The sequence below is a fragment of the Nocardioides sp. NPDC051685 genome (assembly GCF_044453405.1).
In the GTDB taxonomy this organism is placed as follows: Bacteria; Actinomycetota; Actinomycetes; order Propionibacteriales; family Nocardioidaceae; genus Nocardioides.
The window spans coordinates 1-20,924 of sequence record NZ_JBITCR010000008.1 but is presented as its reverse complement, the minus strand read 5'-3'; the positions used below and the strand labels follow the sequence as shown (position 1 = coordinate 20,924).

At 69.2% G+C, this 20,924-nt stretch carries 25 protein-coding genes and 1 tRNA gene; 7 read left to right on the top strand and 19 right to left on the bottom strand.

Annotated elements, in window-relative coordinates; all coding sequences use genetic code 11:
• The first annotated feature begins 2 nt into the window (after positions 1 to 2).
• A complete protein-coding gene (locus ACIA03_RS21365; protein ID WP_396986216.1) occupies positions 3 to 1,304 on the top strand; it encodes a guanine deaminase in 1,302 nt (433 codons plus the stop codon).
• 127 nt (positions 1,305 to 1,431) lie between these two features.
• Here ACIA03_RS21365 and ACIA03_RS21360 read toward each other — a convergent pair whose 3' ends face one another.
• The 8 genes from ACIA03_RS21360 to aceB all read right to left on the bottom strand — a co-directional run bounded on the left by ACIA03_RS21360 (position 1,432) and on the right by aceB (position 8,428).
• Positions 1,432 to 1,665, bottom strand: a complete 234-nt coding sequence (locus tag ACIA03_RS21360; RefSeq protein ID WP_396986214.1) for a CopG family transcriptional regulator — start codon at positions 1,663 to 1,665, stop codon at positions 1,432 to 1,434.
• Between the two features lie 121 nt (positions 1,666 to 1,786).
• On the bottom strand, positions 1,787 to 3,181 hold the full coding sequence (locus ACIA03_RS21355; protein WP_396986212.1) for a nucleobase:cation symporter-2 family protein: 1,395 nt from the start codon (positions 3,179 to 3,181) through the stop codon (positions 1,787 to 1,789).
• Between the two features lie 33 nt (positions 3,182 to 3,214).
• Positions 3,215 to 4,120, bottom strand: coding sequence for a factor-independent urate hydroxylase (pucL, locus tag ACIA03_RS21350; protein ID WP_396986210.1), 906 nt, complete (start codon positions 4,118 to 4,120; stop codon positions 3,215 to 3,217).
• 1 nt (position 4,121) lies between these two features.
• Positions 4,122 to 4,472, bottom strand: coding sequence for a hydroxyisourate hydrolase (gene uraH, locus ACIA03_RS21345; RefSeq protein ID WP_396986208.1), 351 nt, complete (start codon positions 4,470 to 4,472; stop codon positions 4,122 to 4,124).
• Positions 4,469 to 4,978, bottom strand: coding sequence for a 2-oxo-4-hydroxy-4-carboxy-5-ureidoimidazoline decarboxylase (gene uraD, locus ACIA03_RS21340; protein ID WP_396986205.1), 510 nt, complete (start codon positions 4,976 to 4,978; stop codon positions 4,469 to 4,471). Before uraD ends, uraH begins: the two co-directional genes overlap by 4 nt.
• A 98-nt stretch (positions 4,979 to 5,076) precedes the next feature.
• Positions 5,077 to 5,544: a helix-turn-helix domain-containing protein gene (locus tag ACIA03_RS21335; RefSeq protein ID WP_396986203.1), complete on the bottom strand. Its 468-nt coding sequence runs from the start codon at positions 5,542 to 5,544 to the stop codon at positions 5,077 to 5,079.
• 41 nt (positions 5,545 to 5,585) lie between these two features.
• Positions 5,586 to 6,842, bottom strand: a complete 1,257-nt coding sequence (locus ACIA03_RS21330; protein ID WP_396986201.1) for a DUF6986 family protein — start codon at positions 6,840 to 6,842, stop codon at positions 5,586 to 5,588.
• Positions 6,839 to 8,428 (bottom strand): malate synthase A, encoded by a 1,590-nt coding sequence (gene aceB, locus ACIA03_RS21325; protein ID WP_396986199.1) that lies wholly within the window; start codon positions 8,426 to 8,428, stop codon positions 6,839 to 6,841. The genes ACIA03_RS21330 and aceB overlap by 4 nt, the downstream gene beginning before the upstream one ends.
• A gap of 165 nt (positions 8,429 to 8,593) precedes the next feature.
• Between aceB and ACIA03_RS21320 the strand changes: the two genes are divergently transcribed.
• Positions 8,594 to 9,361 carry an IclR family transcriptional regulator gene (locus ACIA03_RS21320; protein ID WP_396986197.1) on the top strand — a complete coding sequence of 256 codons (768 nt, stop codon included), beginning with the start codon at positions 8,594 to 8,596 and terminating at the stop codon, positions 9,359 to 9,361.
• Between the two features lie 14 nt (positions 9,362 to 9,375).
• Here ACIA03_RS21320 and ACIA03_RS21315 read toward each other — a convergent pair whose 3' ends face one another.
• On the bottom strand, positions 9,376 to 9,753 hold the full coding sequence (locus ACIA03_RS21315) for a VOC family protein (protein ID WP_396986195.1): 378 nt from the start codon (positions 9,751 to 9,753) through the stop codon (positions 9,376 to 9,378).
• Between the two features lie 121 nt (positions 9,754 to 9,874).
• Here ACIA03_RS21315 and ACIA03_RS21310 point away from each other — a divergent pair, with 121 nt between their 5' ends.
• Complete coding sequence (locus ACIA03_RS21310) at positions 9,875 to 10,645, top strand: carbonic anhydrase family protein (RefSeq protein WP_396986193.1); 771 nt, start codon at positions 9,875 to 9,877, stop codon at positions 10,643 to 10,645.
• Positions 10,646 to 10,652: 7 nt separating this feature from the next.
• On the opposite strand, the gene ACIA03_RS21305 is transcribed toward ACIA03_RS21310, so the two are convergent.
• From ACIA03_RS21305 to ACIA03_RS21285, 5 genes are all read right to left on the bottom strand, one after another.
• The gene (locus ACIA03_RS21305) at positions 10,653 to 11,069 is read right to left on the bottom strand and encodes a PPOX class F420-dependent oxidoreductase (protein WP_396986191.1); all 417 of its coding nucleotides are present in this window, start codon (positions 11,067 to 11,069) and stop codon (positions 10,653 to 10,655) included.
• A complete protein-coding gene (locus ACIA03_RS21300) occupies positions 11,066 to 11,665 on the bottom strand; it encodes a CGNR zinc finger domain-containing protein (RefSeq protein ID WP_396986189.1) in 600 nt (199 codons plus the stop codon). The genes ACIA03_RS21305 and ACIA03_RS21300 overlap by 4 nt, the downstream gene beginning before the upstream one ends.
• Positions 11,666 to 11,696: 31 nt before the next feature.
• Entirely contained in the window at positions 11,697 to 12,293 is a 597-nt protein-coding gene (locus ACIA03_RS21295; protein ID WP_396986187.1) for a pyridoxamine 5'-phosphate oxidase family protein, read from the bottom strand.
• A gap of 35 nt (positions 12,294 to 12,328) precedes the next feature.
• Positions 12,329 to 12,580 (bottom strand): hypothetical protein, encoded by a 252-nt coding sequence (locus ACIA03_RS21290; RefSeq protein ID WP_396986185.1) that lies wholly within the window; start codon positions 12,578 to 12,580, stop codon positions 12,329 to 12,331.
• Positions 12,581 to 12,821: 241 nt separating this feature from the next.
• Positions 12,822 to 12,903, bottom strand: a tRNA-Tyr gene (locus ACIA03_RS21285).
• A gap of 150 nt (positions 12,904 to 13,053) precedes the next feature.
• Here ACIA03_RS21285 and ACIA03_RS21280 point away from each other — a divergent pair.
• Positions 13,054 to 13,545 carry a YajQ family cyclic di-GMP-binding protein gene (locus ACIA03_RS21280; RefSeq protein WP_378838598.1) on the top strand — a complete coding sequence of 164 codons (492 nt, stop codon included), beginning with the start codon at positions 13,054 to 13,056 and terminating at the stop codon, positions 13,543 to 13,545.
• Positions 13,546 to 13,548: 3 nt separating this feature from the next.
• Here the strand turns inward: ACIA03_RS21280 and ACIA03_RS21275 are convergent, their stop codons facing one another.
• Complete coding sequence (locus ACIA03_RS21275; protein WP_396986183.1) at positions 13,549 to 14,724, bottom strand: YbdK family carboxylate-amine ligase; 1,176 nt, start codon at positions 14,722 to 14,724, stop codon at positions 13,549 to 13,551.
• Positions 14,725 to 14,973: 249 nt separating this feature from the next.
• Here ACIA03_RS21275 and ACIA03_RS21270 point away from each other — a divergent pair, with 249 nt between their 5' ends.
• The 3 genes from ACIA03_RS21270 to ACIA03_RS21260 are packed head-to-tail and all read left to right on the top strand — an operon-like array spanning position 14,974 to position 16,786.
• Positions 14,974 to 15,759, top strand: coding sequence for a sigma 54 modulation/S30EA ribosomal C-terminal domain-containing protein (locus ACIA03_RS21270; protein ID WP_396986181.1), 786 nt, complete (start codon positions 14,974 to 14,976; stop codon positions 15,757 to 15,759).
• A gap of 34 nt (positions 15,760 to 15,793) precedes the next feature.
• Entirely contained in the window at positions 15,794 to 16,288 is a 495-nt protein-coding gene (locus ACIA03_RS21265; RefSeq protein ID WP_396986179.1) for an SRPBCC domain-containing protein, read from the top strand.
• Positions 16,289 to 16,327: 39 nt separating this feature from the next.
• Positions 16,328 to 16,786: an Rrf2 family transcriptional regulator gene (locus ACIA03_RS21260; protein ID WP_141791482.1), complete on the top strand. Its 459-nt coding sequence runs from the start codon at positions 16,328 to 16,330 to the stop codon at positions 16,784 to 16,786.
• Positions 16,787 to 16,888: 102 nt separating this feature from the next.
• Here the strand turns inward: ACIA03_RS21260 and ACIA03_RS21255 are convergent, their stop codons facing one another.
• From ACIA03_RS21255 to ACIA03_RS21240, 4 genes are read right to left on the bottom strand one after another with little or no spacing between them, the layout of a single operon-like run.
• Positions 16,889 to 17,866 (bottom strand): sulfate/molybdate ABC transporter ATP-binding protein, encoded by a 978-nt coding sequence (locus tag ACIA03_RS21255; RefSeq protein WP_396986176.1) that lies wholly within the window; start codon positions 17,864 to 17,866, stop codon positions 16,889 to 16,891.
• 14 nt (positions 17,867 to 17,880) lie between these two features.
• Positions 17,881 to 18,723, bottom strand: coding sequence for a sulfate ABC transporter permease (locus ACIA03_RS21250; protein ID WP_396986174.1), 843 nt, complete (start codon positions 18,721 to 18,723; stop codon positions 17,881 to 17,883).
• Positions 18,716 to 19,567 (bottom strand): sulfate ABC transporter permease subunit CysT, encoded by an 852-nt coding sequence (gene cysT / locus ACIA03_RS21245; RefSeq protein WP_396986172.1) that lies wholly within the window; start codon positions 19,565 to 19,567, stop codon positions 18,716 to 18,718. Before cysT ends, ACIA03_RS21250 begins: the two co-directional genes overlap by 8 nt.
• A 6-nt stretch (positions 19,568 to 19,573) precedes the next feature.
• The gene (locus tag ACIA03_RS21240; protein ID WP_396986170.1) at positions 19,574 to 20,650 is read right to left on the bottom strand and encodes a sulfate ABC transporter substrate-binding protein; all 1,077 of its coding nucleotides are present in this window, start codon (positions 20,648 to 20,650) and stop codon (positions 19,574 to 19,576) included.
• Positions 20,651 to 20,924 lie beyond the last annotated feature (274 nt).

The window sequence follows — 20,924 nt, the reverse complement described above, 5'->3', positions numbered from 1 at the left end:
GAATGACGCTCTACCGAGGAACCTTCCTCGACACCCCCGACGACCCCTTCACCGGCGGCCGGCTCCGCACCGAGCAGGACGGCGGCCTGTTGGTACGCGACGGCGTGATCCGCGCCCGCGGGTCCTTCGCCGACCTGCGCAGACAGCACCTCCAGGAGGAGGTCGTCGACCTCTCCGGCGGCTTCGTGCTGCCCGGATTCGTCGACACCCACGTGCACTTCCCGCAGGTACGCGTCATCGGCGGCCTCGGCATGCCGCTGCTCGACTGGCTCGACCAGACCGCCCTCCCCGAGGAGGCGCGCCTGGCCGACCCGGCCTACGCCGCGGGCGTGGCCACCGACTTCGTACGCGGCCTGGTCGGCGCCGGCACCACCACAGCACTCGTCTTCGGCAGCCACTTCGCTCCCGCGGTCGATACGGTCTTCGCCGAGGCCGCCCGGGTCGGCCTGCGGATCACCAGCGGTCTCGTGGTCAGCGACCGGCTCATCCGCGAGGACCTGTTCACCGACCCTTCTCGGGCGCGGGAGGAGTCGCTCGCGCTCGCGGCTCGCTGGCACGGCGTCGGCCGGGCCCGCTACGCGGTGACCCCGCGGTTCTCGCTGTCGTGCACCGAGGAGCTGCTCGAGGCCTGCGGCGACGTTCTGCGCTCGGTGCCGGGAGCCATGCTCACCTCCCACGTCAACGAGAACCTCCGCGAGATCGAGACCGTCGAGGAGCTCTGCGGCTGCGACTACGTCACCTCCTACGACCGCCACGGCCTGGTCGGCCCCGGCACCGTCCTGGCGCACAACGTGCACCCGACCGACCCCGAGCTCGCTCTGTTGGCCGCCCGCGGCGCCGCCGTCGCGCACTGCCCCTCCAGCAACGCCGCCCTCGGCAGCGGCCTGTTCCCGCTGGCCCGCCACCGCGCCCACGGCGTACGCGTCGCCATGGGCTCCGACGTCGGCGCCGGCACCGGATTCTCCCTGCTCAAGGAGGGCCTGAGCGCGTACGTCGCCCAGCAGCTCCTCGGCGAGGCCGGTCACCCCTTGACCCCCACCCACCTCCTCCACCTGGCCACGCGCGCGGGTGCGGAGGCACTCGGCCTAGCGGCCGCGGTCGGCGACTTCTCCGTCGGCCGCCGCTTCGACGCCCAGTGGATCAAGCCCACCCCGAGCACCCCCCTCGCCGTCGGCCTCACCCACGCCGCAGACCCCGCCGACGCCCTCGCCAAGATGTTCGCCCTCGGCACCCCCGCCGACGTACGTAGCGTCTGGATCGATGGCGAGCTCGTCAACACCCCCGACCCCCACCTAGTCGGCTGAGGCATGCCGAGACGTCAGGCCGGTCGGCCGAGACGTCACCGCAGTGCCAACTCGGCCGGTGGGAGTGACGTCTCGCCACGGCCTACGCCCCGATCCAGGCGAACGAAAATTCGTTCGCCTGCGACCTTCAGACGGCATAGTCGGCCAGTGCGCGCCTGATCACCTCGGACCGGGACAGGTGCTCTCGTTCGGCCAATGCGTCCAAGGCCGCGAGCTCCTCGGTGGTGAAGCGGACGGCAACAACCTGCATCGGCTCGGCGCCGCGCCCTGGGCGACCGCGTCCGCGACGTTTCAGTTCCTCGACGTCGTAACCCGCTTCGGCCTCATCCGCCCACGCCTGGATCTGCTCGCCAGCGCCCATATAGAAATCGTATGACGAAAATCGGACTGCGGTACTCCCGACCCATCGATGAGGCGTCACGGACGTCGGCCGAGTGGGCACTTCGGTGCCTACTCGGCCGACGTAGCTGACGTCTCGCTGGTCACGACCGCTCGATGTCGTCGTCGAGCCGGTCCCCGAAGCCCTCACGAGAGTCCTGCGAGGCGGCGAAGACGGAGGCGCCGGAGCGGTTGCCGAGGGTGATCTCGTTGAACAGCAGGTTGAGTACGACGGCAACGAGGGCGGTGGCGCTGATGCCGGAGTGCATGATGACCCCTAGCCATTCCGGGAAGGCGTCCCAGAAGGTCGGGGCGGCGATCGGCAGGATCCCGACGGCGAGAGCTACGGAGACGATGACCATGTTGAGGTTGTCCTCGTAGTCGACGCGGGACAGCGTGCGGATCCCGGACGCCGCGACCGAGCCGAAGAGCACGATGCCGGCGCCGCCGAGCACCGGATACGGGATCGCCGCCACGACCGCGCCGACCACCGGCAGCAGCCCGAGCAGCAGCAGGACGAGACCACCGGTGGCCACGACGTACCGACTCCGGATGCCGGTCAGGGCGACCAGCCCGACGTTCTGCGCGAACGCGCTGCACGGGAAGGTGCCGAACAGCGGGGCGACCGTGGTGGCGGCCATGTCGGCGCGGAGACCGCGAGCGACACGTCTAGCGTCCACGTCGGTCTCCACGATCTCGCCGATCGCCAGGATGTCGGCGGTCGTCTCGGTCATGATCACCAGCACCACTATCGTCATCGAGACGATCGCGCCGACCTCGAAGGTGGGACTGCCGAAGTGCAGGACCGGCGGCAGCGCGACCAGGCGAGCATCACCGACCGAGGAGAAGTCCGTCCGCCCCGCGATCGCCGCGATCACCGTCCCGACGACGAGCCCGATGAGGATCGAGAGGCGTGAGATCGCGCCCTGGAACACCCGGCTGATCACCAGGATGATGAGCAGCGTCAGCCCGGCGTACGCGATGTTGGTCACCGACCCGAAGTCGGGCGCCTCCGCGTCGTTGCCCATCGCCCACCGGAAGGCCACCGGCATCAGCGAGAGCCCGATGACGGTGATGATCGTGCCGGTGACGACCGCGGGGAAGAGCCTGACCAGCTGGGCGAAGAACGAGGACAGGACCAGCCCGATCAGGCCGGCGACGATGATCGCGCCGAAGACCGGCCGCAGCCCGTCCTCGCTGGCGATGGTGACCATCGTCGAGACGCTGGCGAACGAGATGCCCTGCACGATCGGCAGCCGACTGCCGAACGGCCCGAGACCCAGCGTCTGCAGCAGCGTCGCCAAACCAGACACGAAGAGCCCGGCGGTCACCAGCAGTGCGAGGTCCGTGCCCGAGAGGCCCGCGGCACCCCCGACGATGAGCGGCGGCGCGATCACGCCGCCGTACATCGTCAGGATGTGCTGCGTGCCGTAGGCGAGGAGCTGGCCGGGTGGATGCCGCTCGTCCTCCGGTCGGGTCGATCGGGTCGAGCCGGACACAGCCTGCCTCCTACGACCGAACATGGCCGGTCCTCAGCAGAATCCGGGGATGGCGTGCCAGGCGTTGCCGGCGTCAGGGGCCTCGTCGCGTACGACGGAGGCTTCGATCAGGCCGTAGGGCCGGTCCGCGGCGAAGAAGACCTCGCCGGGGTTGTCCAGGCCGAAGGGCGAGAGGTCGGAGAGGAAGTGGTGCTTGTTCGGCGCGGAGAACTTGATCTCGGCGACGTCACCGTGCTGCTCGAGCACCGAGGTGCCCATCCCGTTCAGGGTCTGCTGCAGCGCGAGGCTATGGATCTCCGCGAACCGCTGCAGCAGCAGCGCCCGGATGGAGTCGTACGTCTTGTCCCAGTCCACCTCGGTGGTGGAATAGCGCCAACGAGCCACGAGCGAGGTCGCCAGGATCCGGTCGGTGGTCTCCTGCAGGGTCGTGTATTCATCCTTGAGGAAGCCGTGGAACTCCGAGCCGGTCGACTTGAGCACGACCAGGTCCTTGATGCCGGAGACCACATGCGCGACCCGGTCGGACCCACGGCCGTCGACGTTCACCACCGTCGTCCGTACGCCGCCACCCGATCGCACGAAGGAGTGGTCGTGACCCGCGCCGTCGACCTGGATCCGGTCCCAGGCGTACTCGTCGATCTCGACCCGGGCGCCCTCGGCGGCCGGGCAGGCCTCGAGGTAGCGGTCGGCGAGGGCGAGCGCGAACTCCTCGATCGAGGCGACGCCGATCTTCTTCGCGTAGGCGAAGACGGTGTTCTTCTGGGTGTCGGTGGGCAGCACGTCCTTCTGGTCGCCGCTGGTGTGGGCGTCGTCGAAGCGGCCGCGCAGCGCGGTGGAGACGTTGAGGTCCCGGATCTGGTGGCGAGGCGTGTCGCGGTAGATGCGTACGACGCGGTTCTCGGCCTTGCCGTACTGGTTGGGTCCAAGGCGGATGGGCATGTCAGCTCCCTCGGTAGGTGGAGTAGGCGAACGGGCTCAGCAGAAGTGGCACGTGGTGGTGCCGCCGGTCTGTGACCGCGAAGGTGACGGAGACCTGCGGGTAGAAGCACTCCTGACCGGTCGCCGCGTAGTAGGCGGCGGTGCCGAATCGGAGCTGGTAGGTGCCGGCCGGGACCTGATCGGGTCCCAGGTCGGTCACCCGGCCGTCGTCGTCGGTGACGGCATCGGCGAGGACGACGGCGGACTCGTCGGGGTCGATCCGGCTGAGCCGGACCGGGACACCGGCGGCCGGGCGGCCGAGCGCGGTGTCGAGTACGTGGGTGGTGATGGCACTGGCCCTGTGCCCGCTCATGGGGAGACCTCCTCGACGGCCAGGACCCGCTCGAGACGGAGCAGCGCGATGCGACGCAGCTCGTCGGCGACCACGGCCGCCTCCTCGGCGGGCTGGTGGCGGAGCCGGTCGCGGAGCGAGGCCAGGACCTGGTCGGCGGTGAGGCCCGTGGCGCAGATCAGGAAGACCCGGCCGAAGCGCTCCTCGTAGGCCCGGTTGCCCTCGTGGAGGGCGCGAGCCGTGGCCGGGTCGGTGCCGACCGCGGCCTGCTCGCGCCGCGACCAGGCGGCCTCGGCGTGCTCGCCCTCGGCGCGCTCCCCGATCCGCGGGTGCGCGGCCAGCGCCTGGTCGACGTCGGCGGCGGTGAACCGCCGGGCCGCCTCGTCGGCGGCCCGGACGACGCCGGCCTCGTCGGCGTAGGGCCGCCCGGCCAGCACGGCGGCGACCCAGCTGGGCGCGTCGCAGCAGGCCTTCAGCGCTGACCGGACGACGTCTGCCGGTGCGGTGTTGAAGCTCTGGAGATCCATGAACCGTTCTCTCTCGCTATGCGGAAACTAATTTCCGTACAGCAACAACGATTGCATGTGTCTCTCGTCACAGTCAACAGTTTGTTGAAAAGTTTGGGCTACTCCCGCTCACGGTTGAGATAGTTGTAGACCGTGAACCGGGTGACCCCGAGCGCGGCGGCCACGATCTCGGCGCTCTTGCGGTAGTCGAAGGCGCCGCGCTCCTCCAGCAGCCGCACGGCGCGCTGCTTCCCCTGCCGGTCCAGGGACCGCAGGTCGCCACCGAGCTCGTCGGCGACCTCGGCGAGCAGCCCCTCCAACCCGTTGGCCGTACGCCGCGGCGCACTGCGTCCCTCGACGCGCACCTGGAAGGTGATCTGGTCGGCGCCGTGGTCCAGGCCGGCGGCCACCACGGCGGCAAGGGTCGCCAGGACCGCCTCCCGCTCGCCGCGCACCGACGTGCCCAGCGGCCCGAAGTCACACTCCAGACCGGCCTCGCGGGCGGCCTCCAGTGCCGCCGTCGCGTGCTCGGGCGGCTCGCCCTCGCCACGGAACGGTTCGGTCGTGAACTCGGCTTCGACGCGCATGGCGGCAGGCTACCCAGCCTGCCGCCATGCGTTCGGCATGCTCAGTCGGGGATCCGCCGACGGGCGAGCTCGGCCAGCTTGGCGAGATCGATCCCGGCCAGGCTCTCGACCTCGTCGGCCGCGACCGCTCCGCACTCCACCCCGCGCAGCACGAACGCGGCGAGCGCGGCAGCGGTGGCAGGCTCGTCGAGATAGCTGGACTCGCCGCCGTGGACGTACGCCCGCAGGCGGGCCGAGGCGACCTCGAGCCCGTCCCTGAAGAACGCGTACGTCGCGAGGTAGCGGCTGGGGAGCTGGGCCGGATGCAGGTCCCACCCCTGATAGATCCCGCGGGCCAGCGACCGGCTCACCAGGCGCGAGTGGAGCTGCCAGGCCGAACGTACGGCCTCCGCGTCCCCGACCGGGAGCACGTTGGTCGAGCCGTCGGAGACGAAGACACCGGTACCGGCGGCGGCCACCTGCATCACGTCCTTGGCATGGTCGGCGACCGGGTGCTCCATGCTCTGGAAAGCAGCCGCGACGCCGAGCGAGGCGGAGTAGTCGTAGGTCCCGTAGTGCAGACCCGTGACCCGGCCGGACCCGGCGGCGATCATCCGTGCGACCAGCGCGGTGCCGTCGGAGCCGAGGATCGCCTGCGGTGTCTCGACCTGGATCTCGAACCGCAGGCTCCCGGCCTCGATCCCATGGGCGGCCTCAAGCGTGGACAGCGCGGTGACCATCGCGGTGACCTGCTCCACCGAGGTCACCTTGGGCAAGGTGATCACGAAGCCGTCACCCAGACCGTCCTCGCGGACCAGCGCCCCCAGGAACAGGTCCAAGGTTCGCAGCCCCCGACGTCGCGTCGGCTCCTCGAAGGACTTGATCCGGATGCCGTGGAACGGCGGCGCGGCGCCGTCGCGGACGGTGGCCGCAAGAGCCCCGGCGGCCGCCACGACCGCAGCGTCCTCGTCCTCGTCGGGCCGGTTCCCGTAGCCGTCCTCGAAGTCGATCCGCAGGTCCTCGATGGGCTCGTCGGCCAGCTTGGCCCGCACCCGGTCGTAGATCGCGTCGGCCAGATCGGTGCGCAGACCGAACACCGCGGCGATCTCGGCAGCCGATCCCCCGAACTCGTCCAGCGCGGCGACGGATTCGGCCGACCACTGCGCCACCGTCTTGTCGGAGTAGCGGTCGCCGGGCACGTAGACCGTGTGCACCGGCTGCCGTACGCCACGGTCCCCCGGATAGCTCGCCGCCAGTGCCGCGTCGGCGCCGACGAGATCCCGGTCGAGCCGCCCGATCAGATCCTCGAGATGACTCATGCACCCACCACCTGGTCATAGGCCGGCAGGGTCAGGAAGTCGATGTAGTCGTCCGCGAGCGCGACCTCCTCGAAGATGGTGCGGGCCTGCTCCAGGCGGTGCTCGATCCCGTCGGCCGTCGCGAGCAGCTTCGCCATCTCCTCGTCCAGGACCTGGCGTACGAGCTCCGCGGTCACCGGCGTCCCGTCGTCGAGCTTCGACTCGTTGTGGATCCACTGCCAGATCTGCGAGCGGGAGATCTCGACGGTGGCGGCGTCCTCCATCAGGTTGTGGATGGCGACGGCGCCGGCGCCGCGGAGCCAGGCGTCGAGGTAGACCAGCGAGACCTCGACGTTGTCGCGCAGGCCGGCGAGGGTGATCGCGCCGCCCGCCGAGGCGACGTCGAGCAGGTCCGCAGCAGCGACCGAGACGTCGTCGCGCTGACGGTCGACCTGGTTCGGCCGGTCACCGAGGACGCCGTCGAAGATCTCCCGGCAGATCGGGACCAGGTCGGGGTGGGCGACCCAGGAGCCGTCGAAGCCGTCGCCGGCCTCGCGCTCCTTGTCCTCGCGGACCTTGGCGAAGGCGATGGCGTTGACCTCCTGGTCCCGGCGGCTCGGGATGAACGCGGCCATCCCGCCGATCGCGTGGGCGTTGCGGCGGTGGCAGGTCTTGACCAGCAGTTGGGCGTACGCACGCATGAACGGCGAGGTCATCCCGACCGTGGCCCGGTCGGGCAGCACGAAGGAGGGCCCGGCGTCGCGGAAGTACTTGATCAGGCTGAACAGGTAGTCCCAGCGACCGGCATTGAGGCCGGAGGCGTGGTCGCGCAGCTCGTAGAGGATCTCGTCCATCTCGAACGCGGCCGGGATGGTCTCGATGAGCACCGTCGCGCGCACGGTGCCGTGCGGGATCTCGAGCCGCTCCTGGGCGAAGCGGAAGACGTCGTTCCAGAGCCGGGCCTCGAGGTGGCTCTCCATCTTGGGGAGGTAGAAGTAGGGGCCGCTCCCCCGGGCCAGGAGCTCCTTGGCGTTGTGGAAGAAGTAGAGCCCGAAGTCGACGAGCGCACCAACCACGGGCGCACCGTCGACCAGCACGTGCTGGTCGTCGAAGTGCCAACCACGGGGGCGCATCACGATCGTGGCGAGCCGCTGGTCCTGCTTGAGCTCGTAGAGCTTGCCCTGCGGCGACATCGCCGAGATGTCTCGCCGGATCGCGTCGCGCAGGTTCACCTGGCCGCCGACGACGTTGCTCCAGTGCGGGGTGCTGGCGTCCTCCATGTCGGCCAGCCAGACCCGGGCCCCGGAGTTGAGCGCGTTGATCGTCATCTTCCGGTCGGTCGGACCGGTGATCTCGACACGGCGGTCGAGGAGGTCCTCGGGCACCGGCGCGACGGTCCAGTCGCCGGCGCGTACGTCGGCCGTCTCCGGCAGGAAGTCGAGCCGACCGGTGCGCGCGACCTCCTCGCGGCGGGTCCTGCGGGCGGCCAGCAGCTCGTCCCGGCGGGCCCCGAACCGTCGCTGCAGCTCAGCCACGAAGTCGAGGGCTTCGGGGGTGAGGATCTCGGCTCCTCGCTCGACCTCGCCACCGGTGATCTGAATGTTCACGAGCTCCACCCTCCCAGGGCTACAGTTTTCCTTTGAATGGATTCTTCTTTCCGCATTGCGGATATTAATCCGCGGGAACAACCGGCGCAACCGTCCGGATTTCCTCTAGCCGACGCTAGACTTCCGTCATCCGGAAGAACAGTCCGGACGAACAAAGGAGTTCAGGTGAGCGAGAACGAGAAGGCGCCGAAGGCACGCGCCGGGGCGGTGCAGTCGATCGAGCGCGCCTTCGCGCTGCTGGAGACGATGGCCGACGCCGGCGGGACCATGGGGCTCTCCCAGCTCGCCGCCGCCTCCGGGCTGCCGCTGCCGACCATCCACCGGCTGGTCCGCACCCTCGTCGACCTGGGCTATCTCCGCCAGGAGGCCAACCGGCAGTACGTCCTCGGCCCCAAGCTGATCCGGCTCGGCGAGAGCTCCTCCCGCATGCTCAGCACCTGGGCCCGCCCCCACCTCGCCCGCCTCGTCGACGAGGTCGGCGAGTCGGCCAACCTGGCGATGCTCGACGGCGACCAGATCGTCTACGTCGCCCACACCGAGTCGCGCCAGTCGATGCGTATGTTCACCGAGGTCGGCCGCCGCGTCTCGCCCCACTGCACCGCCGTCGGCAAGGCGATCCTCGCCGACATGGCTCCCGACCAGGTCCGCGACATCATTCGGCGCACCGACATGGTCCCCTACACCTCCACCACGATCACCTCGCGCGACGACTACCTCGACCAGCTCGAGCAGGTCCGCGAGCGCCGCTACGCCATCGACGAGGGCGAGCAGGAGGCAGGCGTACGCTGCGTCGCCGTCGCCGTCCCCGACTACGCGCCGCGCCTGGCGATGTCGATCAGCGGACCCACCGGACGGATGAGCGACGAGCTCATCGAGCGCGCCGTCCCACTCCTCACCGAGGCCGGCAAGCAGCTCGCGGCCGACCTCGCCTGACCTCCCGCTGGAGATCAGGCGCCGCCGTACGGAACCGTGATGATCTCGAGGTTGTGCCCGTCCGGGCTCTCCCAGTAGACCCCCCGGCCGCCGTCGTTGTGGTTGATCTGGCCCTCCCGCCGGTGGAAGGGGTCGGCCCAGTAGGTGATCCCGCGCTCGGTGATCCGCCCGAAGATCTCGTCGAACTCGGCCTCGGTCACCTTGAACGCATAGTGCTGCGGCCGGAAGCCCTGGTCCTCCACCACGTCGAGGCTGACCTGGTTGGAGAGCTCGACGACTCGGAACGGGCCGTAGACCTGGGCCTCGGGAAGCCCGAGGATCTCGGTCAGATGGGTCGCCGTGGCGTCCCGGTCGGAGGCGTGGACGATCGTGTGGTTCAGCTGGACGCTCATCGGATTCTCCTCTCGCGTCATGACGACTCTAGGTCGCGGATACGACGCCGCCGACCGCAATTCGTGGTACGTATTGCGGTCCACGGGTCACCTCGACCCGGTAGATCTCGGGAGATCTGACATGAAGCGCACCACCGTCGGGCTGAACCGTCGCGCACTGCTCCAGGGAGCCGCCGCCATCGCGGGGCTCACCGCCCTGTCCTCGTCGGCGGCCGCATCCGCGACCTCCGCCGGCCCGCCGCACCAGAGCCCCATCCGCATCTACCGCGGCGGCACCCAGCAGGAGCACCTGCCCGCCCTGCACGTCCACTATCCCCACGACGCGACCGTCACGATGAAGTACATCCGCGAGGACGCCGACGAGCCCGATGGCTGCACCGTACGCGGCGACGAGGAGACCGTACGCGCCGAGCTCCCGCCCGGCGTCGGGTCGCTCGAGATGGCCGGCGTGACGTACGGCCTGGTGCAGTTCCACTGGCACACCCCGAGCGAGCATCTGCTCTCCGCCCGGGACTACCCGATCGAGATGCACTTCGTGCACCAGGACGCCTCCGGCCACACCCTCGTCGTCGGTGTCTGGGTCCGCCCGGGCCTCGTCAACCCGACCCTCGGCCGCCTCTACGACCACTTGGTCTCGGAGTGCTCGACCGCCGACCACGTCGGCCACATCGACGTCGGCGCCCTCCTACCCCGCCGGCACACGTCCTACCGCTACGACGGCTCACTGACGACCGCGCCCTACACCGAGCACGTCCAGTGGGTCGTGCTCACCGACCCGATCACCGCCTCAACTCGCCAGATCGACCGGTTCCGCACCATGTTCCCGACCGGCAACCGGCGCGACGCCCAGGACATCAACGACCGCGTGATCCTCACCGACCGCGGGCTCTGACAGCCTCCTACCAGCCCGACGGACGTACGTTGCCCAGCACCCGGGTCACGGTGATCTCGATGACCACGCGCTCCGGGTTGGGCCGCGGCTGCCGGTAGCGCTCGGCGTAGCGCCGCTCGGCCTCCGCGACCGACTCCGCGTCGTCCTTGACCACCGCAGTGCCCTCCAGGGTGCACCACCGCCGCCCGTCGACCTGGCTGACCGCCACCTGCGCACCGCCGGGCCCGGAAGCACGTACGTTGCGGGCCTTCTTGCTGCCGGCGCTGCTGATGACGCGCGCGATGCCGGCCTCCGGATCGAACGTCACGCCCACCGGGACGAGATGCGGGCTCCCGTCCGGCCGGCTCGTCGTCAGGAAGCAGACCCGGCGCTCCCGCCAGAACTCATCGTTGTCCGCGGCGGGCGGAGGTGCGTCGACTGTCATGGTGTTCCCTTCTCTAGCTGCAAGTCACCATCGCGCTTGCGCTGGTAGTGCCGCGCCACGCGGGCCCGGTTGCCACACTCCGCCGAGCACCACTCGCGCCGAGAATGGCTCCGGGCGAAGTAGAGAACGCACCCGGGCCCGCCACAGGCCCGCAGCCCCTGTCCGGTCAGCAGGTCGGCGCCCTCGAGCGCCAGCACGGCGAGCTCCTGCCGGAAGGAGCTGGCGTCGCCCGACCGCCAGACGCGGCTGTAGCCCTGGCCCGCCTCGTGGCGGAGCACCGGCGTGCAGTCCGCCAGGAAGCGGTTCGTCACGGCCAGCGCCGCCTGGGGGTCGATGTCTGCACTCACCGCCCCTCGGCGGTCATCGTGCGTGGCGTCGGCGGCGAGTCGGCGCAGCGCGTCTCGAAGCTCCCTGGCCACGTCGAGGTCGGACTCGTCGACCTGACCGTCGCCGATGCCTGCCCGCACCGCCCACAGCTGCAGGTGAGCGAGCGTCTCGAGCGAGTCGTGGACGCTGGTCCGGTCGGCCCAGACGGTGTTCATCAGACGCACCGCCTTCGGCTGCGTCGGATAGAGGACAGGCACCTCCAGGTCCATCACAACCTCCTCGTCCGGCATCCAGGAAACGTCAGGAGTCTTCCACGCCGGCGGCCTGGCCCGCCCTCGCCTCGACGAGCTCGGCCTCGAGCCGCGCGATCCGCCCAGCCAGCTCGTCGATCGTCTGCTTCACCACGTCCAGCGGCACCAGTCTCGGGATGTGCTGGCGACAGTTCCAGTCCAACGCCTCGATCTCGATCAGCACGGCGCGTTCCACCTTCGCCGGGTAGTCGGGAGGGGCCAGAGACGCGACCAGCGCGGCATCGTCCTCGGGCTCGACGACGCGTGCTCGTCCGAAGATCTTCATCCGGGCCTGGAGCCGGTAGTCGACGAGGAAGAGGGAGACCCGCTCGTCGTGGTCGAGGTTGCCCCGAGTGATGTACTGCCGGTTCCCGCGGAAGTCCGCGAACCCCAGTGTCTGTTCGTCGAGCACCCGGAGGAAGCCGGGCGGCCCGCCGCGGTGCTGGACGTACGGCCAGCCGGTCTCGCTCACCGAGGCGATGAAGAAGCTGTCCCGGGACTCGATGAAGTCCGCCTCATCGGCACCGAGACGGTCGGAGCCGTCTCCGGAGGCGGCCATCCGCGCGTAGGCGTCGGCGCTTCCGTGGGCGGCTTGGTGACTGGTCACGAGAGGTGTGAAAGCCACCTGCGCGTAGTGCCCGCTCATGACTTGCGCACCAGGACTGCTCGCGCCCGCTGGATCCGCGGCAGGACCAGGTATACGACGATCGGGACGGTGAGGCCGGTCACCACCAGGGTCCGCACCAGATGCAGGAGCGGCTCGAGCAGGTCGCCCAGCACGAGGTCGAGCAAGGTCAGTGTGGGGAACACCCCCAGCCAGATCATCAGCGCCTGCTGCATACGTGGAACCGGTGTGGTCGCCGTCGAGCGAGCCTCCACATGTGAGGTCTTCATGATGCTCCTTCTTCCAGGGACACGCGTCGGTTCATCGTGTCCTTGCCCTCGGAGCCGCAACGAGCGGCGGCATCTAATGTTTACGAAGATCTAAAGCATTAGATCCTCGACAACATTCCCGACGGCAGGAAGTCAGGGCACATCTGGGCACAGACTGCTGGAGATCTCCGGACATGACCGGACAAGCGAAACGCCCCGGTGACCAACGTTTCCGCTGGCCACCGGGGCGTTCTCCCAGGCGTGGCAGGTGAAGGATTCGAACCTTCGAAGGCAAAGCCGACGGATTTACAGTCCGCTCCCATTGGCCGCTCGGGCAACCTGCCTGGGTTGTGCGCGCGCCCCGACAAAGGGGTTCGCGACAGCAAGAAACAATAGCGCAGGGGCTGGCGGCGTACGAAAACGGCACGAGGTCCTAGGGTGAGACAGGTACGTTCCCGGGGCACCGTCCTGGTCAGAGGCTAGAGGAGAGAGTCATGGCTGACTCGTCGTTCGACATCGTGAGCAAGATCGACCGCCAGGAGGTCGACAACGCGCTGAGCCAGACCGCGCGGGAGGTCGCGACGCGGTTCGACTTCAAGGGCACCAACGCGACCATCGAGTGGAGCGGTGAGCAGGGGATCGAGATCTCGGCCTCCGCCGACGACCGCGCCAGCGCGGTGCTCTCGGTCTTCCAGGACAAGCTGATCAAGCGCAAGCAGTCGCTGAAGATCCTCGACGCGAGCGAGCCGCGCCAGTCGGGGCAGCAGTCGAAGATCTCGATCACGCTCAAGGAGGGCATCTCCTCCGAGGACGCGAAGAAGATCTCCAAGCTGATCCGCGACGAGGGGCCCAAGGGCGTCAAGGCGCAGATCCAGGGCGACGAGCTCCGCGTCTCCTCCAAGAAGCGCGACGACCTGCAGACCGTGATCTCGCTGGTCAAGGGCCAGGACTACGACTTCGCGGTGCAGTTCATCAACTACCGCTGACGATCACGACGCCGAGCCGGGACCGAGCTCACCATTCGTGGCCGCCGCGAGCGCGGCCGTGAACGCAGCGGGCGAGCCTGCTCCTCGGAACAGGCGACGTTGCCTGTCGGCCCCGCCACCGACGGCGCGTAGACGGTCGATGGTGGAGAGCACCAGGGCTTCGTCTCCGTGTGCGCGCAGCCGCTGTCGAACCCGTGCGACCATGCCGTCGATGAGCTCCCAGGAGGGGACGAGGGTGCCGGTCCGCGGATCGGTCATCATCCCGCAAAGGCCCGCCCGGGCGGCGGACCGACAGGACCGCCGAAGCAGTTCCTGACGAACGGGCACCACAGGTCGACCGGCGGCGGCATCGTCGACCGCCATGCTGACCAGCGCCCGAACCAGTCCTGCGTACGCGACGGCTTCCTCGGCGGTCAGGCTCATGTCAGCCGCTCTGACCTCGATGGTGGGGTATCTGGGCGACAGGCGAGCCAGGAAGTACACGCTGCGCCTGTCCAGCGCCTGGCCCGCCACGACGGCCTGGTCGACCATCTGGTCGTACTCCTCGACCGAGTGCACCGGTGGCGCGGGCATGAGGGTCGGCCAGCTGGACGCGAGGACGAAGCGTCGGCTGGCCCAACCGGTGACCTCGCCTTCCCAGATGGGCGAGTTCGCGGCCAGTGCTATGAGTGGCGGCAACCAGGGTCGGAGCCGGAGCAGGGCTTCTACGGCGACCTGTCTGGTCGGCACACCGACGTGGACATGACAGCCGCAGGTTCCGTTGGTGCGCATGGCCGCCGGGAAACGTCTCGCGAGCTCGTTGTAGCGAGGTTCATCCGTCACCAGGGGTGGGTCGGGCAGCCCGAACGGTGCCACCCCTGTCGCGACGACGATGGCCCCGTGGCGGCTCGCGACCTCCGTGACCCGGCGACGCAAGGTGCTCAATCCCTCGTGGACCTCCGCGAGTGTGGTGCACACCGGGGTCCGCGTCTCCACCATGAACCGCATCGACTCGGCGACCACGCGTGTCGGGTAGCCGCATTCGCGAATGATCTCGATCGCCGCCGGGACGACCGCACCGCTGCATGGGTCCAGGAGGGTGAACTCCTCCTCGACGCCTACGGTCGGCACCTCGATGGCACCAGCCGATCCGTCCAGTGTGCCCACGTGTGTGTCGCGGGCCGTGTCGGTGGGTCTCATCTGTCCGAGGTCCTGCACGCTCACCAGCGTCGACGACTCACCGTGAGGTATGTAGGGCCGATCAGCACTCTGGTTGCGGACGAATGGCCCGACCGATCGTCGAAGTCGGGATGTCCGGTTGCAGTTCCCCGACTCGATGGACCGTGGTCGGGTCGAGAGACACGCCGCCCCAGGACCTTGGCCACTAACCGCTCCGGCCCGAGCGAGGTTGCATCGAGAGGGGCTGATGGAGCCTCGAGAGGAGGGGCGATGGCGCTCACGAAGGAGCCGATCCCGGTCGCAGTCACTCTGCGAGGCAACGTCGGCGAGTACGCCGGCGAGTACGCGCGGAGCAAGATCTCGACCGCGCTGGGCGTAGCGCACGGACCGGTGTTGACCGCGCACGTCGTGCTGGACTGGCGGCACAACCCAGCGGCGGAGAACCATGCCATCGCGGAGGCGTCGGCGAACGTCGACGGGCTGATGGTCAGGGCGAAGACAGCGGCCTCGACCATGCCGGAGGCCGTCGACGACCTGGAGTCCCGGCTGCACCGGCAACTGGCGCAGCTGCAGGATCGCATCCGCACCCGGCACCGCCGGACACGCATCCCAGCCGAGCACCAGTGGCGCCATGGCGACCTCCCGCGCCATCGGGTTCCCTACTTCCCGCGGTCGGAGGAGACCCGGGAGGTGGTCCGGCACAAGTCGTTCGCCAGCACGCCGATGACCGCCGAGCAGGCGGCGTACGAGATGGACCTGCTCGACCACGACTTCTTCCTCTACCGAGACGCCGCGTCGGGCAGGCCCTCGCTGGTGCATCATCTCCCCGCGGGTGGGTACGGCGTCCAAGGAGCTGAGTCGGACGAGACCACCGCCTCGATGTCCCAGGCGCCCCCACCGCCCCCACCGCCCTCGCTGACCGAAGGCCAGGCGCGTGCCCGGCTGGAGGCTGCCGGGGAGCCGTTCGTCTTCTACCTCGACGCAGGCACCGGTGCCGGTTGCGTGCTGTATCGCCGGTACGACGGACACTACGGCCTGATCGTGCTCGCCGACTGAACCCCGGCATCCCTGGCACCACTAGGCTCCGGCTGTGAGCTACGAGCACCCGAGGGCCTCGTCCGAGATCGACGCCCCGATCGAGGTGGTGTGGCGGGCGATGGTCGAGACGGAGTCGTACGCCGCCTGGAACCCGTTCGTCGTCGGGGCCGAGACGGCGCAGCCGGCGGCGGTGGGCAACCCGATCGTGCTGCATGTGACCTGGGCGAACGGTGGCCGCACGCGCTCGCCGGAGCGGATCTCGGCGCTCGAGCCACCGGTCGTCGGCGCGGACGGGGTCGGGGCTGCGTACCTGGCCTATGTCTATGAGGGCTGGCCGGCGCGGCTCGGCCTGGTCCGGGGCGTACGCCACCAGCGACTGACCCAGCAGCCGGGCGGGCCCACGCGCTACGAGACGGTCGAGGAGTTCTCCGGTCCGCTGGTGGGACTGGCCGGTCCCGAGCGGGTCGCCGAGGGCTTCCGGCGTCACGCCGAGGCTCTCAAGGTGCGAGCCGAGACGCTCGCGAATGAAAGTGGACTTGACCACTAGATTGAGCGAAATTCTGCATTCATCTGCAAGAATGTGGCCGTGCGAGTATCTGCCAAGTCCGACTACGCCCTCCGCGCCCTCATCGAGATGGCCGCGCGCGAGGACGGAAAAGCTGTCAGCGCCGAGGAGCTCGGCCGCGCCCAGGAGATCCCCCACGGGTTCCTGCAGGCGATCCTCGCCGACCTCCGCAAGGCCGGCGTCGTCATCTCCCAGCGTGGGCAGTCGGGCGGTTGGCGCCTGGCCCGCAAGGCGTCGGACGTCTCCGTCGCCGACGTGATCCGCGCCGTCGACGGCCCGCTGGTCTCGGTCTACGGGCTGCGCCCCGAGGCGGTCACCTACAACGAGCGCGCCGATGTCCTCCAGCACGTCTGGATCGCCGCGCGCGACTCGCTGCGCGAGGTCTTCGAGAAGGTCTCCATCGCCGAGCTCGCCTCTCGTGAGCTGCCCGACGAGGTCACCACCCGCACTGCGCGCGACGAGGCCTGGCTGCCGCACTGAGGTCCCGGATGTTGGTCTAGGTATGCAGCCGAACCGTCACTTCCCATGTGGAGCTCCGCACGGGAAGTGACGGTTTCTCTGCATACCTAGACCAACCGCCCCCTACGCCGCCGGCGAAGGCGCCGGCATCGTGTAAGCCCCCGGCGACGGCGTCACGAACACGTTGACACCCTCCTCGAGCCGCAGCGCCCGAGCGTGCGTACGCGTCAGCTCGGCGGTCACGACCTCGCCGTCGTCGGTGAGGACCGTGAGGCGCACCTCGAACCCGATCCGCAGGACCCGCGAGACGGTGCCCTCGAGCGAGTGCTCGGAGATCGGCGACGGGGTGACCTCGACGTCGTGCGGGCGGATCAGAGAGCCGCCCAGCGTGGTCACGTCGCCGAGGAACGACATCACGAAGTCGTTGGCCGGCTCGTCGTAGAGCTGCTCGGGGGTGCCGATCTGCTCGATGCCGCCCTGGTTGACGACCACGATCTCGTCGGCGACCTCGAGCGCTTCCTCCTGGTCGTGGGTCACGAAGACGGTGGTCACGTGCACCTCGTCGTGGAGGCGGCGCAGCCAGTCGCGCAGCTCCTTGCGTACCTTCGCGTCCAACGCGCCGAACGGCTCGTCGAGCAGCAGCACGGACGGCTCGATCGCCAGGGCCCGTGCCAGCGCCATCCGCTGCCGCTGACCGCCGGAGAGCTGCGAGGGCAGCCGGTTGGCGAACTGCGAGAGATGCACGAGCTCCAACAGCTCCGCCACCTTCGCCTGGATCTCGGCCCGCGGCCGCTTGCGGATCTCCAGCCCGAAGGCCACGTTGCGAGCCACCGAGAGGTGCTTGAAGGCCGCGTAGTGCTGGAAGACGAAGCCGACATTTCGCTTCTGCACGGGCAGCGACGTCGCGTCCTTGCCCTCGATCACGACCGACCCGGAGTCCGGCGTCTCCAGCCCGGCGATGACCCGCAGGAGCGTGGTCTTGCCGCCGCCGGAGGGCCCGAGGAGAGCGGTCAGCTGCCCGGTCGGGATGGTCAGGTTGATGTCCTCCAGCGCCACGAAGTCGCCGTAACGCTTGTTGACACCACTTACTTCGATGCTCATGGAACGTGGTCCTTTCACCGCACGCGCGCACCGCGGGCGCGCAGCACGAAGACGACGAGGATGCAGATGACCGAGACGCTGGCGAGGAGGAAGGCGACGGCGTACGCACCCTGCTGGTCGAAGTTCAGGTACTTCTCTTCGACCGCGAGGGTGGCGGTGCGGGTCTGGCCGAGCACGTTGCCGGAGACGACCTTGACCGCGCCGAACTCGCCGAGCGAGCGGGCCAGGGTGAGCACGACGCCGTAGATGACGGCCCACTTGATGCCCGGCAGCGTGATCCGCCAGAACGTCTGCCAGGAGCTCGCACCCAGCGACGCGGCGGCCTGCTCCTGCTCGGTGCCGATCTCCTCGAGCACCGGGATGACCTCGCGGATCACCAGCGGCAGCGACACGAACGCGGTCGCCATGATGATCCCGGGCGTCGCGAAGATGACCCGGATCCCCGCGGACTCCAGGAAAGGTCCGAACCAGCCGTCGCGGCCGCCGTAGACCAGCACGAGCGCCAGGCCGACGACGATCGGAGAGACCGACAGCGGCAGGTCGATCAGGGCGCTCAGGACGCGCTTGCCCGGAAACTCCGTCCGGACGAGGAGCAGCGAGATCGAGACGCCGAAGACCAGGTTGATCAGCGTCGCGACCACGGCGGCCATGCAGGTCAGCTGGATCGCGTGCATCATCTGCGGGTCGCCGAAGATCCCGGCGAACGCCTCGGTCGTGAACCCGACGTCGGGCACGTGGAAGGCGTTCCAGGCGACCAGAACCACCGGCCAAGCCACGAGCAGGCCCAGATAGGCGATGACAACCAGACGGAGGACGTACGTCAACGGGGTGCGCGGAGCGCGACGGGTCTCAGCCACGGCGGACCATCCTCCTCTGGACCAGGTCGAGGACGACGATGACGAGCAGGGAGACGACCAGCAGCATCGCGGCGATCGCCGCCGCCCCTTCCCGGTTGTCGTTCTCGATCGCGGACAGGATCCGCACCGAGGCGACCTCGGACTTGAACGGCAGGTTGCCCGAGAGCAGGACCAGGGAGCCGTACTCCCCCATCCCGCGCGCGAAGGAGAGCGCAGCACCCGCCGCGATCGCGGGCGCCAGCGAGGGCAGGATGATCCGCCGGAACGTGGTGAACCGAGAGGCCCCGAGGGAGGCAGCGGCCTCCTCCACGTCGGCGTCCAGCTCCTCGAGGACGGGCTGCACCATGCGTACGACGAAGGGCAGCGTCACGAAGGCGAGGGCCAGGTAGACCGACATCGACGTGTTCGCCCAGTGCAGGCCGAGGGGTGATTCGGAGCCGTAGAGGGAGAGCAGCACGAGACCCGCGACGATCGTCGGCAGCGCGAACGGGATGTCGATGATGACCTCGAGCAGGCCCTTCCCCCAGAACTTGTCGCGCACCAGCACCCAGGCGATGACGGTGCCGACGACGACGTTGATCAGCGTGACCACGATGGCCGCGCGGATCGTCAGCAGGATCGCGGAGGCGGTCTGCTCGTTGTTGAGCTGGTTCGCGAAGGCGGACCAGCCCCCGCTGGACGCGGTGATGATCACCGCGACCAGCGGGATGAGGACGAGCAGGCTGAACCAGAGCATCGTGACACCGAGCCCGATGCCGCTGGTTCTTGTCAGAGTGGTGGTCGGCCGGCTGCGCCTTGTCGAACGGGGGGCAGCCGGCTCGGCCGTAGGGATGGTTGTGGTCATGACGGACTACTGCGAGGCCTTGCCGGACTTGGCGATGGCGTCGGTCACGATGCCGAGGGCTTCGCCGTCCTCACCCGTGCCGAAGAGCTTCTCCTTGACGCCCGACCAGTCGCGGCCGCCGAAGTCGTTCTCCAGGGTGAGGAGCTGCTTCGGCGCCGGGAACGGGTCGGCCGGGTCCTTGGCACCCTTGATGTCCTCGGGCTTGAGCCCGATCGCGTCCCAGTCGACGACGCCGGGGTTCTCGGTGTTGACCGGCCGGAAGCCGGTCAGCGCGAACTGCTTCTGGCCGCCCTTGGGGTCGAGGACGAAGTCGAGCCAGTCCTGGGACGGCTTCGAGGCGTCCTTCAGGATGGCGCCGGGATTCTCGATCAGGACCGTGGAGTCCGGGATGATGTAGTCGAAGCCCTCGCCCTGCTGGGCCGCGAGGATCGCCTCGTTCTCGTAGGCGAGCAGCACGTCACCGGTGCCGCCGAGGAAGGCGGTGGTGGCGTCGCGGCCCGAGTTGGTCAGGGTGACGACGTTCTTGAAGAGCTTGTCGAGGTACGCCTTGCCCTCCGCCTCGGTGCCACCGTTCTTCACCACGGAGCCCCAGGCAGCGAGCGCGTTCCAGCGGGCCGCGCCGGACGAGGCCGGGTTGGCGGTGACCACGCCGACGCCCGGCTTGACCAGGTCGGCCCAGCCCTGGATGTTCTTCGGGTTGCCCTTACGGACACCGAGCACGACGACCGAGCTGGACACGATGCCCTTGTTCGGGCCGTCGTCCCACTTCGGGTCGACCAGGCCCGCCTTCTCCAGCCGCTGCACGTCGGTGCCGACGGACAGGTGGACGTAGTCGGCCTTCAGACCGGCCTCGACCGCACGGCTCTGGTCACCCGAAGCGCCGTAGGAGGTCTCGAAGGTGACGCCCTTGCCCTCGGGGGTCTTGTTGAACTCCTTGGCGATCGCCTTGTTGGCCGTCTCGGGGACGGCGAAGCCGACGATGGAGATCGACTCCGCGTCGCTGCCGCCGCCGGAGCCACCGCACGCGGTCAAGGTCAGGATGCTCGCAGCGGCCAAGGCCACTGCAACCTTGATCTTCTTCATCTGGTTCCTCACTTCCGCCCTGCCGAGCCAAGGTCGATCGGATTACGAATGTCGAGGACAATACTGGAGTTAGTCGAGTGAATGTGAAAACACACGATCGGTCCGCTCCTTGGACGTCAACCAGTCGCCGAGACGTGGCACACGGGGGGGGGGGGGGGGGGGGGGGGGGGGCCGGGGCCGCCCGGCGGGGGGGGGGGGGGGGGGGGGCCCCCCCCCCCCCCGGCGGCGGGCCAGCGCGCGGAGCGCGCCTTGAGTCAGTAGAGAAAGTTCTCAC